We start from the raw sequence: 15,631 nt of genomic DNA, 5'->3' as shown, positions 1-15,631 counted from the left end.
GGGGGGCAGCGCCCTCCAGCCCGCGCGCTTGCGTGGCGCTACAGCCCTTTGGCGCGATAGCTGGCGGCAACCTTGTCGATGGCCACAAGGTATGCGGCGGTGCGCAAATCCTCGCAATCATCACGGCTGTGCCACATGGCGCTCATGTCCTGATAGGCCTTGCGCATGGTGTCATCAAGGCCCGAGCGCACCAGCTCCAGTTCGTCCGAGCCGCGCAGGTATTTCGCCTTGAAATCAGGGGTCATCGACCAGCGATGCTCCAGCATGTCGTCCAGCCGTTCCAGTTCGGCGATGATCAATTCGTTGCGCGCCTCTTCGGCGCGCCGTTGCATGCGGCCAAAGCGGATATGCGACAGGTTCTTGACCCATTCGAAATAGGACACGGTCACACCGCCCGCGTTGGCATACATATCGGGAATGATCACGCAGCCCTTCTTGCGCAGGATTTCATCGGCACCGGCCGTGACGGGGCCGTTCGCGGCCTCGATGATCAGCGGCGCCTTGACCTTGGCGGCGTTGTCCATGTGGATCACGCCTTCCAGCGCGGCGGGGATCAGGATGTCGCATGCGGCCTCAAGCAGGGTTGCGCCGTTTTCCTGATAGGTGGTCGAGGGGTAGCCTTTGACACCGCCATGTGCGGCGATCCATTTGTGCACCGCCTCGACGTCGATCCCGTCCTCGCTGAACAGGCCACCGTCGCGTTCGATGATACCGATGATCTTGCAGCCGTCTTCCTCGGAGAGGAACTTGGCTGCGTGATAGCCCACGTTGCCCAGCCCCTGCACAATGACGCGTTTGCCATCCAGCGTTCCGGTCAGCCCCGCCGCCTTCATGTCTTCCGGGTGGCGGAAAAACTCGCGCAGGGCGTATTGGACACCGCGCCCCGTCGCTTCGGTGCGGCCCTGAATGCCGCCCGCGTTGGTCGGTTTGCCGGTCACACAGGCGGCGGCGTTGATGTCGGTTGTGTTCATCCGGCGGTATTGATCGGCGATCCATGCCATTTCACGTTCACCGGTGCCCATGTCGGGGGCGGGCACGTTCTGGCTGGGGTGGATCAGGTCGCGCTTGGCCAGTTCATAGGCAAAGCGGCGCGTGATCTGCTCCAGTTCGTGTTCGTCCCATTCGCGCGGGTCGATCCGCAAGCCGCCCTTGGACCCGCCAAAGGGCGCTTCGACCAGCGCGCATTTGTAGGTCATCAATGCGGCCAGCGCCTCGACCTCGTCCTGATTGACACCCATGGCATAGCGGATCCCGCCCTTGACCGGTTCCATATGTTCCGAATGGACCGACCGGTAGCCGGTAAAGGTGTGCAGTGACCCGCGCAAACGCACGCCGAACCGCACCGTGTAGGTAGCGTTGCACACCCTGATCTTTTCCTCGAGTCCCGGCGAAAGGTCCATCAGGGCAACGGCCCGATTGAACATCAGGTCAACGGATTCGCGGAAAGACGGTTCTTTGCTCTTTTTGGAAGATTTGGCCACGGTGCGCTCCTTAAAGCTGAACAGCGATGGTCAGCCATCGCCAAGACATCCCTGACCCTAACCCCGTTCCCACCAACTGCACGCAAAATTCTTAGGATTTTACTAACTTCAGCAAAATTGCCCGCAAATCCCCTTTTGCACAGGCCGCGCGACCGCTGCCGCCTTTGTTTCCAGTCGATCGACAGTGCGGGGGATATGGCTGGAATTGGTGCCAATCCGTGGTTCCGTTAACCTATTATTGCCATATTTGGTCAAAATTCTGCCACTTCAACATGTCACATCTTCGGTTGGCCCAATGCGTCAGTCGGGTTTTGCGTCAAGTGATTCGCAAACCCCAGGCGCGCATTCAAGGGGTATGGAAAGGGACGTCATGGAACGCGAAACATTTTGCGATCGACACATTGATAACGCGCCGGGCTTTTCGGGCCTGAAAGATTTCAAGCGTGACGAGGACGGCGGGATGATCATCTTTGCCCTGTTCATTTTCGTGCTGATGCTCATGGCTGGAGGCATGGCAATTGACTTCATGCGCTTTGAAACGACCCGCACCAAGCTGCAGGGCACCCTTGATCGCGCCGTTCTGGCCGCCGCCGACATGGAACAACCCCTTCCCCCTGCCGAAGTTGTCGCGGACTATTTCGCCAAGGCTGGCATGTCGGCCTACCTCGTGGGAGAACCTGTCGTTCACGAGGGTCTGAACTACCGCCGTGTGTCGGCCCGTGCCGAAGCATCCATGGCGATGATGTTCGCTGACATGATGAACGTCTTTACCGACCCCTTCTCGCCGGGTGTGCGCGCCATCACGACGCCTGCATCAGGCACCGCCGAAGAGCGTGTGACCAACGTTGAAGTATCGCTGGTGCTTGACATCTCGAGTTCGATGAACAGCAACGGCCGCTTTGGCAACATGCAGGACGCCGCCGAGGAATTCGTCGACCTGATCATGGCCAACAACGGTCTGCCGGCCGAAGGTCTGATTTCGATGTCGATCATCGCCTACAGTTCCGTTGTGAACCTGGGCGAGGAAGTCGCGTCGCACTACAATGTCGACACGCTGCACGAGTATTCCAACTGCCTGCTGCTGCCCGACGAGGTGTTTGATTACCCCGGCTTGCCGATGGACGGCTATGGCTTTGCCCAAACGCCTTATACGCAAGTGTCCCATTTCGAGCAGTGGTATGACTGGTCCTATGGCGAAACGCTGCGTGATCCGATCTGTTTCGCTGGCGAGCAAAACGCCGTGATCGTGCACTCGACCTCGCCTGGCGATCTGAATGACATGGTTGATGATCTGTATGCATATGGCAACACGGCCATTGATCTGGGCATGAAATGGGCCACGGCCTTTCTGGACCCAAGTTCGCGCGATCTGGTAACTGACCTGATCACCGCCGGTGATGCCCCCGCAGTGGTTGCCGGGCGCCCGATGGATTACGGGTTGTCCGATAACCTCAAGGTGATCGTGCTGATGACCGATGGGCAGAACACAACCGAATACGACATCGCCGAACCCTACAAATCAGGCATGTCACCGATCTGGTTTGACCGTGACGGCGCGTGGGAACATATCGGTGATGTGTCCGAGAACGACATCTCGATCCTTGTGGATGATGACGGGTCGCCCAATGATTTCACGGACGACACGTTCTTCTGGCTGGACCAGCCCTATTGGAACCGTATCCACGATTACCCACAGGGCTATCCTGACTACAAGATCCATGGCCCCAACGGCCCCGATGGCGTGCAGCTTGGTGTTGGCCAGGGCGTTGAATTCCCCGGTCACGTGCATCACGCCAGCTGGCAGGACATCTACGCCTTCTGGTCACGTTCGCGGATCAAGAACGAGTTCATGAACGAACCCTATTCGCGCGGCTATATCAGCTATTCGGAATACGTAGGCGCGACAAATGCTGACTATTCGGTTGTGAACGGCAACGAGGCTGACGACCGCCTGTCCGACATCTGTGCCGAGGCGCGTAACGCAAACATCATCGTCTATACCGTCGCCTTTGAAGCCCCTTATGGTGGTCAGGTTGCGCTGCAAGACTGTGCAAGTTCGCCCAGCCACTACTTCACGGCGTCCGGCACGGACCTTGCTGAAAAGTTTGCCACGATTGCCAGTGACATCCGTAGCCTGAAGTTGACACAATGATCAGAACACTCGCCAAAATCCTGCGCCTGTTCCGGCGTTCCGAGGACGGCTCGGCCACTGTCGAATTCGTCCTCGTGTTCCCGATGTTCATGGTGCTTTTCACCTCGGCCTTCGAGGCCGGTTTGATGATGACGCGTCATGTGATGCTGGAACGGGGTCTTGACATGGCCGTGCGCGAGGTGCGCCTGAACACAGGTGCCGCCCCGACCCATGACCAGTTCAAGGAAATGATCTGCGAAGGCGCGGGTATCATCCCCAACTGCATGAACAACCTGAAACTGGAAATGCGCCCGATTGATCCGCGCAACTGGTCAAATATCCCGCGCCGGGCCGACTGCGTGAACACCAACCAGCCGTTTACGCCAACGCGTAACTTTGAGGCCGGCACGCAGAACCAGATCATGATCGTGCGCGCCTGTTCGCTGTTTTCACCGTTCTTTGCGGCAACCGGAATCGGCTTTGATATCCCGCGCCACAGCGGCGACTTTTACGCGCTGATTTCAATTTCCGCCTTTGTGATGGAGCCAATCTAATGCTGCGCATCCTGAAACACATGGTGGCAAAGTTCCACCGCGAGGAAGACGGCGGGATCGCGGTTGAATCGGTGCTGGTTTTTCCCATGCTGACATGGGCCTACCTTGCGACTTTCGTCTATTTCGATGCGTTCCGCTCGCAATCGACAGCGCTCAAGGCCGCCTATACGATCTCGGACGCGCTGAGCCGCGAAACCGACTATATCACCAATCAGTATGTCACCAGCGTCTGGCGGATGCACCGTTTCCTGACGATCACAAGCCAGCGCACCAAGCTGCGCATCAGCGTCATCACCTTTGATGCGGATGACGACCGTTATTATGTGCGCTGGTCGCGCAACAAGGGTGGCATGGGCAACCTCAACAATGGCAATATCAGCAATATCGAAGATCAATTGCCTGTCATGCCTGACGGTGAAATCGTGATCGTCGTGCAGACCGAAGTGGTTTACGAGCCGATCTTCTCGATCGGGCTTGAGGCGTTTGTGTTCGAAAACCTTGTGGTGACGCGCCCCCGCTTTGCCCCGCAGCTGTGTTACAGCCACAACGGCAACGCCAACAGCGCCCAGTGCTAGCGCCCTTTGGGGTGCTGGGTTGCGAGGTGTAGCGCGATTTGTTCGGCCATGAACTTGCCCGCGCCTGCGGCTGTCACCCCGCCAACGCCGATGCGGCGGCCCACGCGCCACCACAATCCGGGCGCCCAGCCTTTGGGGCCCTTGTCGCGTGTGATCAGCACAAAGCCGTTTGACGGCTTCATCGCGAATACCCCGCGTTCGACCCGCTCCATCTGATCAAACGGGATGTCCAGCACGCCGGTTGAATCACGCAAACCCTCCGACGTCAGCTCGATCACGGTCATGGTCGCACGGCGCATCCGTTCCGCGACCCAAAGCACAACAGCGCCAAATGTGACCAGCATCACTTGCAAGGCGAAACCGGGTGGCTGAACAAAGGCGATCAGAATGATCAGCGCGCCCAGCCCGAACAATACACCAAAGGCGAAAACCCGCCGGATCGGAGATGCGCCTACCCGCGCCACGACGCCATTTTTGTCCGGATCCATCATGCACACACCCCTTTGCCTTGCGCCGTGCTAGCGAAAAGCGCGTGCCGCTGCCAGCCTTATCGGTTGGGGACCACCTCGTAGCCGGGTTCTTCGGGTTCATCGTCGACCATTTCCGCCGGAAATCCGGGCGCGGTGATATCAAGCCCCGTTGCTTCCTCGAGGCGGCGGATAATGTCGTCAGACTGTGCACGCGCACCGTAGCGGGCGATCCCGTCTTCAAAGATCGACACCATGAGGGGGCTGATTTCAAGCGGCACACCGGCGCGTTCGGCGATGTCCTGAAACAGCCCGATGTCCTTTTTCACCAGATCCATGGTGAAGTTGATATCGCGGCTGCCGTTCAGAATGACCTGACTTTCGGTTTCATGCACAAATGACGTGCCCGAACTGATGCGGATCGCCTCGTATGTGGTGGCCAGATCAAGACCGGCGGCCTTCATCGTCACCAGCGCTTCGCAAACCGACAGCAAATTGGCCGTTGCCAGGTAGTTGGTCATCACTTTCAACGTGCTGGCACTGCCCAGATCGCCGGTATGCAGGACGCGCCGCCCCAGAATGGTCAGCACCGGCAACACGCGTTCAAAGGTTGCACGATCACAGCCCGCAAAGATCGAAATATTGCCCGTGTCCGCACGGTGGCAGCCGCCCGATACAGGGCAATCCACAGCCGCGCCACCGCGCGCGATGACTTCGTTGCCAAGGCGCTGCACCTCGGCGGCGTCTGTCGTGGACATCTCAAGCCAGATCTTGCCAGCCGTGACTTCGGGCAACATCTGGGTAAGGACCGCATCGCAGGCGGCGGGTGACGGCAGACAGGTGATCACCAGATCGCATTCGGCCATCAGCGCGGCGGGTGATTGCCCGTCGCGCGCGCCGCGGTCCAGGAAATCGGCAACAAAGGTCTGGTTCAAATCGTGCACCGCCAGATCAATACCGTTGCGCAGCAGGCTCCCCGCCAGTTTGCCGCCCACATTCCCCAAGCCGATAAAGCCAATTTTCATACTGTGTCTCCTGTTGTTTGCGCCAACTTGGTCGGAAGGCGCGCAGCTGGCCCGCCCATTTGCGACATCGCGCCAATTGTGTGATCCTGCACCCCTTGCATCTGCGCGCGCCAGCCCCCTATTGTCGCGCAACTTTGCCCCGCTAAGGCCCGTTGATGCGCCCGCTTGTGATTGCCCTTCTTTGCCTGACCACCGCTTGCACCCAGTTTCCCGAACTGGACGCAACGCTGGATCAGGCGACACTTGATGCGCCCTACCCCGATCTTGTGCCGCTTGGGCCTTTGCTGACGCAGGCGGACAGTATGGCACAATCGGGTCAGACCAGCGCCGCCGCACTGGCCAGTTTTGACAGCCGCCTTGCGCGATTGCGTGCGCAGGCCAACAGGTTGCGTGGTCCGGTCGTTGATCGCGTCACCCGCGCCCGCATGGCGCGCGGCATCAACATCGCCGCGTTGCAGTAGCCGCGCCAACGCGCTAACAGCCTTTTGAACCACAACTATACGGAACCGGATTATGACAGAGCCACTTCGCCTTGGAATTGCAGGTCTTGGAACCGTAGGTGTGGGCGTGGTGCGCATCGTCCAAAAGCAGGCCGACCTGCTGGCCGCCCGCACGGGTCGCCCGATTGTGATCACTGCCGTTTCGGCACGATCCAAAGGCAAGAACCGCGATGTCGCCCTGTCTGATTATGCGTGGGAGGACGATCCCGTTGCCTTGGCCAAGCGCAAGGATATTGACGTTTTTGTCGAACTGATCGGCGGCGACACCGGCCCAGCGAAAGACGCAGTCGAAGCCGCCCTGAAAGCTGGCAAAGACGTGGTCACCGCAAACAAGGCGCTGCTGGCGCATCACGGTCAGGCCCTGGCTGAAACAGCCGAGGCCGCAGATCGCGTGATCCGTTTCGAAGCGGCCGTGGCCGGTGGCATTCCCGTAATCAAGGCACTGACCGAAGGTTTGGCCGCCAACGAAATCACCCGCGTCATGGGCGTGATGAACGGCAGCTGCAACTATATCCTGACGCGCATGCAAAGTGCGGGGCTTTCTTACGAGGCCGTCTTTGATGAAGCCAACCAGCTGGGATATCTCGAAGCCGATCCCGAACTGGACGTGGGTGGAATTGATGCTGCGCACAAGCTGGCGATCCTGTCGTCGATTGCCTTTGGAACGCAGGTCGATTTTGACGCGGTCGAGTTGGAAGGCATCGGTGCTGTCACCATCGAGGACATCCATCAGGCCGCCGACATGGGCTACCGTATCAAGCTGCTGGGTGTCGCCCAGATGACAGGGCGCGGACTGGAACAGCGCATGTCGCCCTGCCTCGTGCCCGATACATCTCCGCTGGGGCAGCTGGAAGGCGGCACGAACATGGTGGTGATCGAAGGAGACGCCGTGGGCCAGATCGTCCTGCGGGGTGCAGGTGCCGGCGAAGGCCCGACTGCCAGTGCCGTCATGGGCGATGTGATGGATATTGCGCGCGGCTTGCGCCTGCCAACGTTCGGGCAGCCCGCAAGCAGCCTGCGCGCGGCCCGCGCGGCCCGCGCCGCCGTGTCCGCGCCATACTACCTGCGCATGCAGCTGTTGGATAAGCCTGGTGCGCTTGCCAAGGTTGCGCAGACTTTGGGCGAGGCAGGCATCAGCATCGACCGGATGCGCCAATACGGCCACCAGGACACCAGCGCGCCCGTGCTGATCGTGACACATAAAACCACACGCACTGCTTTGGACGAGGCGTTGGACGCAATGGCTGACACCCGCGTTGTCATTGGCGCACCCGTTGCGATCCGGATCGAGGAAGTCTGACCGGCCACAAGGGAATGCGCCATGATTGACCACACTGGCCTAAGTGTTTCCGATTTCGACGCGGCTAAAAGGTTCTATGACGCGGCCCTTGCGCCGATTGGCGCGGCGCTTGTGATGATGGTTCCCGAAGAATTCACAGGCGGCGTGAAAGTCGCTGGGTATGGCCCTGATCGTGCGGTTTTCTGGCTGAGTGAAGGTCCGGCGCAAACGCCGCCGGTTCACATCGCATTTCATGCACCTGATCGTGCAACCGTTGATCGCTTTTATGACGCAGCCCTTGCGGCAGGTGGCACCGACAATGGCCCGCCCGGGCTGCGGCCCCATTATCATGCGGATTACTATGGCGCTTTTGTGCGCGACCCTGACGGCAACAACATCGAAATGGTCTGCCACCTGCCTGCGTGACGCAGACTTTCGTTGAAAGTCTGCACGCAAATCCTTTGCAAGGATTTGGGCCGGAATACCAATGTTAGCGACGAAACTCGGCTTCCTTGCGCTTGGCCTTGGGCAAAGGGCGGGTTACACCACACCTATCCCATCCAAAAGGAATACCCCATGTCCAAAGCTGCCGATTTTAGCGACCGCATGCTGTCTCTGGGCCTTGCCCGCGTGTCCGAGGCCGCCGCGCTGGCCAGTGCCCGCCTGATCGGGCGCGGGGATGAAAAGGCCGCCGATCAAGCCGCCGTCAACGCCATGCGCGATCAGTTGAACAAGCTTGATATCGCAGGTGTTGTGGTCATCGGCGAGGGCGAGCGGGACGAAGCACCGATGCTCTATATCGGCGAGGAGGTCGGCACGGGCGATGGCCCTGGTGTGGACATCGCGCTGGACCCGCTGGAAGGCACGACCCTGACAGCCAAGGACATGCCCAACGCCCTGACCGTGATCGCGATGGGGCCACGCGGATCAATGCTGCACGCACCCGATGTCTATATGGACAAACTGGCGATCGGTCCGGGGTTTCGCACCGGCATTGTGACGCTTGATATGTCCCCCGCTGACCGCGTCAACGCGCTTGCCTCTGCCAAGGGTTGCAGCACGCAAGATATCACCGTTTGCGTGCTTGAACGCCCGCGCCACGAAGAAATGATCGCCGAGTTGCGCAGTACCGGCGCGGCCATTCGCCTGATCACCGATGGTGATGTGGCTGGTGTGATGCATTGCGCCGAGCCGCATTTGACCGGCATCGACATGTATATGGGCAGTGGTGGCGCGCCCGAAGGTGTGCTGGCGGCGGCGGCGCTGAAATGTATGGGCGGACAGATGTTTGGCCGCCTGACCTTTCGCAACGACGATGAGCGCGCCCGCGCCAAGAAGGCCGGCATCACCAATCTGGACCGCGTTTACACCCGCGATGACATGGTTACGGGCGATGTGATCTTTGCCGCGACCGGCGTGACGGATGGGTCGATTCTGGCGGGGATCAAGCGCGAGGTCGGCTACTTGACCGCCGAAACCATTCTGATGCGCTCCAAGACAGGATCCGTGCGGCGGATGTCCTATCGCAACCCGACGGGGTGACGGCGCTGCGGGCGGCGGAGCCTCCGGCGGGGATATTTTTCGCAAGATGAGATTGGGGGCGTGGTCAAACCGCACCCCTGCGCATATGGTGTGAGGTGATGGATGAGACACAACATATGGCGCGCGCTTTTCTAGGTGTGACGGAGTCGGCGACCGGCAGGCGCTGGGTCGGACCAAGCGTTGAGCAAGACCGCGCCGCCGAGGCGATGGCGCAAGACACTGGACTGCCCCTACCCCTGTGTCACACTTTAGCACGGCGCGGTGTGGAAAGTGCAGATGCAGCGGCGTTTCTTGCGCCGAAACTGCGTGACCTGCTGCCCGACCCGCGGTCTTTGCGCGATATGGACGATGCCGCCGCACGGTTTCTGGCGGCCCTGGACGCGGGCCAGCGCATTGCGATTTTTGCCGATTATGATGTCGATGGCGGCACCTCTGCTGCGCTGCTGATTTCTTGGCTGCGCGATATGGGTTGCGATGCGACCTTGTATATTCCCGACCGGATTGATGAAGGATACGGCCCCAATGACGACGCCATGGCGATGCTGGCGGCCGACCATGATCTGATTGTTTGCGTGGATTGCGGCACCCTTTCGCACGGGCCGATTGCCGCGGCCATCGGGGCAGACGTGATCGTCTTGGATCACCACCTTGGCGGCGAAACCTTGCCCGACTGCGTTGCCGTCGTGAACCCGAACCGCCAGGACGAGGACGGCGCATTGGCGCATTTGTGTGCCGCTGGTGTCGTGTTCCTGATGTTGGTCGAGGTGAACAGGCGACTGCGCGAAGCGGGCAAACAAGGCCCTGATCTGATTGCCCTGCTTGATCTGGTGGCGTTGGGGACGGTGGCCGATGTGGCCCCGTTGATCGGCGTGAACCGTGCGCTGGTGCGCCAAGGGCTTGCCGTCATGGCGCGCCGCAAGCGGGTTGGCCTTGTCGCCCTGTCGGATGTGGCGCGGATGGACAGTGCGCCCTCGTCCTATCATCTGGGGTTTCTGCTGGGGCCGCGCGTAAATGCGGGCGGGCGCATCGGCAAGGCTGATCTTGGCGCGCGTCTGCTGGCTTGCACCGACCCGCGCGCGGCGCAGGCGATGGCCGAACGGCTGGATCAGCTGAACACGGAACGCCGCGAGATCGAAAGCAGCGTACGCGAGATGGCCTTGGAACAGGCCGAGGCGCGCGGTTTTGATGCGCCCTTGGTTTGGGCCGCAGGCGAAGGCTGGCATCCGGGTGTCGTCGGGATTGTGGCGTCACGGCTGAAAGAAGCCACGAACCGCCCTGCTGTTGTGATCGGGCTGGATGGCGACGAGGGCAAAGGATCAGGTCGGTCCGTGAGCGGGATTGATCTGGGTGCCGCGATCCAGAGACTGGCGTCAGAGGGGTTGTTGATAAAAGGCGGCGGGCACAAGATGGCGGCGGGCCTGTCGGTGGCGCGTGACAAGCTGGAACCGGCAATGGCGCGGCTGTCAGAGCTGTTGGCCAAGCAGGGCGCAGGTGACATCGGACCTGCTGATCTGCGCCTTGACGGGGTCTTGATGCCCGGTGCGGCAAGCGTGGAACTGATTGAACAGATCGAACAGGCAGGACCGTTCGGCGCTGGTGCCCCTGCCCCGCGCTTTGCCTTTCCTGATTGTCAGATCCTGTTCACGAAACGGGTTGGTGCGGACCATCTGAAGTTGACGTTCGGTGACGGGCTTGGCGCGCGCATTGATGCCATTTCCTTTGGCGCGATGGATGGTCCGCTGGGGATCATGCTGGCCAATCACGGAGGTGCCCGATTCCATCTGGCGGGGCGCCTTGAAGTGAACACATGGCAGGGGCGTCAATCGGTGCAACTGCGCCTTGAAGACGCGGCACCCGCCTGAAAACCCTTGAAATTCAGGCCCAAAAAATTCGCAATTTTCCGCGAAAAACCCCCTTGCCCTTGGCAAACGGTTTCCCTAAAAGCGGCTCACCAAGTGCGGTCCCTTCGTCTATCGGTTAGGACGCCAGGTTTTCAACCTGGAAAGAGGGGTTCGATTCCCCTAGGGACTGCCATGGTGTTTCCCGATCCTTTGCCAAACTGATGCGACCTCAGGATTTGCGCACGCGTTGGCATTGCGTGCCCAGTTTTTCGATGCCAAGCCGCATCGTTTCGCCACCGCGCAGATAGACGGGCGGCTTTTGCCCCATACCCACACCGGGCGGCGTTCCGGTTGAAATAATGTCACCGGGTTGCAACGACATGAATTGGCTGCAATAGGCCACAAGCTGCGCCACTCCATAGACCATCGTTGACGTATTGCCGTTTTGATAGCGCTGCCCGTCAACCTCGAGCCACATGCCAAGGTTTTCATGATCGCCAACCTCGTCAGGGGTCACGAGCCACGGGCCGATCGGCCCGAAGGTATCACAGCCCTTTCCCTTGTCCCACGTGCCGGCACGTTCGATCTGGTATTCCCGTTCCGAAACATCGTTGACGATGCAAAACCCGGCCACATGCGCCAGCGCATCGCGTTCTGCAATGTAGCTGCCGCCATCACCGATCACGATGGCCAGTTCGACCTCCCAATCGGTCTTTTGCGCGCCGCGAGGTAGAATCACATCGTCGTCCGGTCCAACGATGCACGAGGTCCACTTGCTGAAAATGACCGGTTCAGGTGGGATATCAAGGCCCGCTTCGGCAGCGTGATCTGCATAGTTCAAGCCGATGCAGACGAATTTCCCGACATTGCCAACACATGCACCAAGGCGGATATCGTCCTGCGGTGTTCCCTGCACAAGCGGCAGGGTCGCAGGATCAAGCGCGCGCAACCGGTCAATGCCAGCGCGGGTCAGGACCTGGCCGGAAATGTCAGGCACCATATCCGAGAGATCGCGAATGCAGCCCCCGGCGTCCAGCATCCCGGGCTTTTCCGCACCAACCTTCCCGTATCGCACCAATTTCATCGCATGGCCCTTTCATTGTTTGCAGTTGCCCCGACTGGACAAACCCGATGATTTCCAATCTCTTGAACAGATGCAAGTGCGGACGCCAAGTGGTGAGATATGATGCGTAGCTTCTTTCGCTTTTTTCTGACGGGGTTGTGGTTGCTGGTGTTTGCGGCCCCTGCGATTGCCCAGAACTACGACGACCTGTTTCGCGACTTTCGCGCGGACGGTCTGACTTATGCAGACAAGCGGTTCTTGCAAACGGCCCTTGCCTTTGAGGGGCACTACAACGGGTTACTTGATGGGGATTGGGGGCGGCTGAGTCAAACTGCGCTGAACGCCTATGCCCGTGCAGAATTTGGCACGGGGGCCGAGGACTGGCACATGGCGGCACTCGCATTTCGGTTTATGGATATCTTTGAACGTGATGGCTGGGCAATCCGCCACTTCGACGGGCTAGAGATGTCGATGCTTTACCCCTATCGCGCCGCCGTGTCTGAACCTTCAAGCGTGTATTTCGTGAACTGGCGCCACGCCAACAGCAGCCTTGCCTATTCGACCGGTATTCACACCCGCGACACGGTGCAGCGTTTGCATGACTACACCTATGACAGCCATGTCCGCGCGGCTTCGCCCTATACGGTGCGCCGTCAGGACTTTGTCATAACCAGCGCTGAAACGGCGGGAGGCGGCATTCTTTACACGCGCTCCAACTACATTGACGGCGCCTGGCATACTGTCATGCTATCGGCCGAACGGCGCGATGTGCCTATCCTGAACGCCGTTGCCGCAAGCATTTCGGTTGGGTGGGCCGACCCCGTAACAATCACGCCTGATGGCAAACTTGACCGCGTGATCCGTCAGGCCACTGCATTATTGGCCGAGGGCGTGCCGCCTGCGGATCAACCCGAAGCGCCAGCTGCGCCCAGTTCCAGCGGATCGACCGGCACGGGATTCGTCGTCAGCGGCCAAGGCCATGTGCTGACGAACGAGCACGTCGTCGCAGGTTGCCGCACACTGGCCTATGACGGGCGGCCCGCATCAGTCGTTGCGGCGTCCGAGGAGTTTGACCTTGCAATCATCGCGGTTGGATCGCTTGATCCTCAGGCGGTTGCGCGGTTTTCACCCACGCCTGCCCGACTGAACTCGGACGTGACTGTGGTTGGATATCCGTTAAGCGACATTCTGACAGGGCTGAATGTCACGCGCGGTGCCGTTTCGTCGCAGATGGGGTTTGGCGGCGCAGTCGGCGGCATGCAAATCACTGCGCCGGTGCAGCCGGGCAATTCCGGCGGTCCGGTCATTGCCGCTGACGGTGAAGTTGTGGGGGTCGTCGTGTCCAAACTTGATGCGCAGGTTGTCGCGGACGAGGTCGGCGATATTCCACAGAACGTGAACTTTGCGATCCGTGGTGAATTGGCCAAGCTGTTCTTGTTCCAGCACGGTATCGAACCACTGCTTGGGCTAGCTGATGATCCTTTGGCACCCGAAGACATTGCCGAAAGTGCGGCCGCCTATACCGGTCTGATCACCTGCACGTATTAGGTGTGGCGGCGACGCCGGATTGCTTGGGCGTCGCCGCGGTCGGTCTGCCTAGTCGCAGATCCATTTCATGGTGTGGAAGTTGAATTCGAAGCTTTGCATCGGCACCCATGTAAACCCGTCAAGGCAGTTGTGCTGGGCTTGTTGTGACCGCTGGGTCAGCACAAATACGGCAACCTGTTCATCCACCAGCTTGCGCTGCAAATCGGCGTAGATCGCGTTTTGCGCATCCACATCGACGGTGGCGCGGGCTTCGTCGATCATCGCGTCAACATCATCATCCAGCAGCCAGTCCATCGACTGCCACGTGCCAGCCGCGCTGGAGTGGAACTGGTTGAAGAAGTAGCTGTCGGGCGACGGATAGGTGGCCCCGTAAAACACCTGCGTCATGTGCGGGGTGGTTTCCACGTTGCCGGCAAGTTCCGTCATCCGGTTCCACGGTTCGGGCTTCAGAATGGTGTTGAACCCGATCGTATCGAGGATCGACTTTTGCAGCAGCGCGATTTCTTCCTCGAAGGCGAGGCCCGCGACATACATCATTTCGATGTCGATTGGCCCCTGCCCGCCGTAAGACGATCCTTCGACCAAGGCACGCGCGGCATCCAGATCAAATTCTGGCGGCAGCACGTCATCGGGGAAGGCATCGGCAAAGACCGGCGGCATCGGACCGGCAAGCGGTTCACCGGGCAGCAGGAATTCGCGGATCGTGTCGTAATCCGTGGCCAAAGCCAGTGCGCGGCGGATATCAAGATCATCGGTCGGCGGACGCTGGTTGTTCAGCTTGAAGTAAAAGTTCGTCGCCGTGGGGTATTCAACGATCCGGTAGTCGTCCAATGCGCCAATTGCGGCATAGGTTTCCTGCGCCTGCCCGTCCGAGGACAGCGACAGTTCACCGGCCTGCGCCAGAGCCTTGACGGTTGCTTCTTCGTTGGTGACGACAAAGCGGACCTCGTCGATGGCCTGATCGTCCCAGCCAAGGTGATAATCGGCAAACCGTTTCATGGTCATGGATGCGCCGCGGTTCCAGCTATCAAGCATGAACGCCCCGGCCCCTGCCGAATTATTGGCAAGGTAGTCTTGCGCCCAAGGGTCGGCATCTGTCGCATTTTCAAGGGCCAGATCCGCGTTCACGATGAACAGGATCGGCGTGGTCGTCAGGAAAGGCGTATAGATATCATCAAGCACGATTTGCACTGTGCGGCTGTCGATTTCCGTCACCGCGCCTTCGGACAGGATCGGGCTAAAGAGGTATGACGGCCCTTCGTTGATCGCCATCAGGCGTTCGATGGACCAGACAACATCCTTGGCCTCGACGGGGGTGCCGTCCTGAAACAGCGCGCCTTCCTTGAGGGTGAATGTCCATGTGAGCGTGTCATCCGACACCTCCCAGCTTTCGGCCAGCAGCGGCTGGATCGCACCGTCACCATCAAGTGTGGTCAGCGCTTCATACATGTTCACGCCAGCCATGTATTCGGTGTAATCGTTGATCTTGGCCGGATCGACCGTGCCGAAAATCTGCACCGTATTGACGGTCACGACATTCTGGGCAAAGGCGGGGGCCGCCGACAGCAGCGCACCCGTGGCCGTCGCGGCCAGCAGTAGGGAACGAAGGGGTTTCATTACATTTC

14 protein-coding genes and 1 tRNA gene are annotated in these 15,631 nt (G+C 59.9%); 10 read left to right on the top strand and 5 right to left on the bottom strand.

What is annotated here, in order from left to right; all coding sequences use genetic code 11:
• Window positions 1-38: 38 nt before the first annotated feature.
• The gene (locus tag SJY21_RS14730; RefSeq protein WP_377513258.1) at window positions 39-1,424 is read right to left on the bottom strand and encodes a Glu/Leu/Phe/Val dehydrogenase; all 1,386 of its coding nucleotides are present in this window, start codon (window positions 1,422-1,424) and stop codon (window positions 39-41) included.
• 427 nt (window positions 1,425-1,851) lie between these two features.
• On the opposite strand from SJY21_RS14730, the gene SJY21_RS14725 reads away from it, so the two are divergent.
• Genes SJY21_RS14725 through SJY21_RS14715 form a run of 3 tightly spaced genes read left to right on the top strand, consistent with a single transcriptional unit; the run spans window position 1,852 to window position 4,741 of the window.
• Entirely contained in the window at window positions 1,852-3,633 is a 1,782-nt protein-coding gene (locus tag SJY21_RS14725; RefSeq protein WP_377512344.1) for a TadE/TadG family type IV pilus assembly protein, read from the top strand.
• Window positions 3,630-4,166: a TadE/TadG family type IV pilus assembly protein gene (locus SJY21_RS14720; RefSeq protein ID WP_377512341.1), complete on the top strand. Its 537-nt coding sequence runs from the start codon at window positions 3,630-3,632 to the stop codon at window positions 4,164-4,166. The genes SJY21_RS14725 and SJY21_RS14720 overlap by 4 nt, the downstream gene beginning before the upstream one ends.
• Complete coding sequence (locus SJY21_RS14715; protein WP_377512338.1) at window positions 4,166-4,741, top strand: TadE/TadG family type IV pilus assembly protein; 576 nt, start codon at window positions 4,166-4,168, stop codon at window positions 4,739-4,741. Before SJY21_RS14720 ends, SJY21_RS14715 begins: the two co-directional genes overlap by 1 nt.
• Here SJY21_RS14715 and SJY21_RS14710 read toward each other — a convergent pair.
• Window positions 4,738-5,232: a hypothetical protein gene (locus tag SJY21_RS14710; RefSeq protein ID WP_377512334.1), complete on the bottom strand. Its 495-nt coding sequence runs from the start codon at window positions 5,230-5,232 to the stop codon at window positions 4,738-4,740. The genes SJY21_RS14715 and SJY21_RS14710 overlap by 4 nt on opposite strands.
• A 56-nt stretch (window positions 5,233-5,288) precedes the next feature.
• Complete coding sequence (locus tag SJY21_RS14705) at window positions 5,289-6,233, bottom strand: NAD(P)-dependent oxidoreductase (RefSeq protein WP_377512331.1); 945 nt, start codon at window positions 6,231-6,233, stop codon at window positions 5,289-5,291.
• A gap of 155 nt (window positions 6,234-6,388) precedes the next feature.
• Here SJY21_RS14705 and SJY21_RS14700 point away from each other — a divergent pair, with 155 nt between their 5' ends.
• The 6 genes from SJY21_RS14700 to SJY21_RS14675 all read left to right on the top strand — a co-directional run bounded on the left by SJY21_RS14700 (window position 6,389) and on the right by SJY21_RS14675 (window position 11,588).
• A complete protein-coding gene (locus SJY21_RS14700) occupies window positions 6,389-6,694 on the top strand; it encodes a hypothetical protein (RefSeq protein ID WP_377512328.1) in 306 nt (101 codons plus the stop codon).
• A gap of 52 nt (window positions 6,695-6,746) precedes the next feature.
• Window positions 6,747-8,033: a homoserine dehydrogenase gene (locus SJY21_RS14695; RefSeq protein ID WP_377512325.1), complete on the top strand. Its 1,287-nt coding sequence runs from the start codon at window positions 6,747-6,749 to the stop codon at window positions 8,031-8,033.
• A 21-nt stretch (window positions 8,034-8,054) separates the two neighbouring features.
• Window positions 8,055-8,438: a VOC family protein gene (locus SJY21_RS14690; protein ID WP_377512323.1), complete on the top strand. Its 384-nt coding sequence runs from the start codon at window positions 8,055-8,057 to the stop codon at window positions 8,436-8,438.
• Window positions 8,439-8,588: 150 nt separating this feature from the next.
• A complete protein-coding gene (gene glpX, locus SJY21_RS14685) occupies window positions 8,589-9,554 on the top strand; it encodes a class II fructose-bisphosphatase (protein WP_377512320.1) in 966 nt (321 codons plus the stop codon).
• Between the two features lie 98 nt (window positions 9,555-9,652).
• On the top strand, window positions 9,653-11,416 hold the full coding sequence (gene recJ, locus SJY21_RS14680; protein ID WP_377512317.1) for a single-stranded-DNA-specific exonuclease RecJ: 1,764 nt from the start codon (window positions 9,653-9,655) through the stop codon (window positions 11,414-11,416).
• Window positions 11,417-11,513: 97 nt separating this feature from the next.
• A tRNA-Glu gene (locus SJY21_RS14675) sits at window positions 11,514-11,588 on the top strand.
• 36 nt (window positions 11,589-11,624) lie between these two features.
• Here the strand turns inward: SJY21_RS14675 and SJY21_RS14670 are convergent.
• Window positions 11,625-12,479: a fumarylacetoacetate hydrolase family protein gene (locus SJY21_RS14670; protein ID WP_377512314.1), complete on the bottom strand. Its 855-nt coding sequence runs from the start codon at window positions 12,477-12,479 to the stop codon at window positions 11,625-11,627.
• A 99-nt stretch (window positions 12,480-12,578) separates the two neighbouring features.
• On the opposite strand from SJY21_RS14670, the gene SJY21_RS14665 reads away from it, so the two are divergent.
• Window positions 12,579-14,006 (top strand): S1C family serine protease, encoded by a 1,428-nt coding sequence (locus SJY21_RS14665; RefSeq protein ID WP_377512311.1) that lies wholly within the window; start codon window positions 12,579-12,581, stop codon window positions 14,004-14,006.
• A 48-nt stretch (window positions 14,007-14,054) separates the two neighbouring features.
• Here SJY21_RS14665 and SJY21_RS14660 read toward each other — a convergent pair whose 3' ends face one another.
• Complete coding sequence (locus SJY21_RS14660) at window positions 14,055-15,623, bottom strand: ABC transporter substrate-binding protein (protein ID WP_377512308.1); 1,569 nt, start codon at window positions 15,621-15,623, stop codon at window positions 14,055-14,057.
• Between the last annotated feature and the right edge of the window lie 8 nt (window positions 15,624-15,631).

It is taken from the genome of Octadecabacter sp. R77987 (assembly GCF_042466115.1).
GTDB lineage: Bacteria > Pseudomonadota > Alphaproteobacteria > Rhodobacterales > Rhodobacteraceae > SW4.
This window is presented reverse-complemented; position numbering and strand designations above follow the sequence as displayed.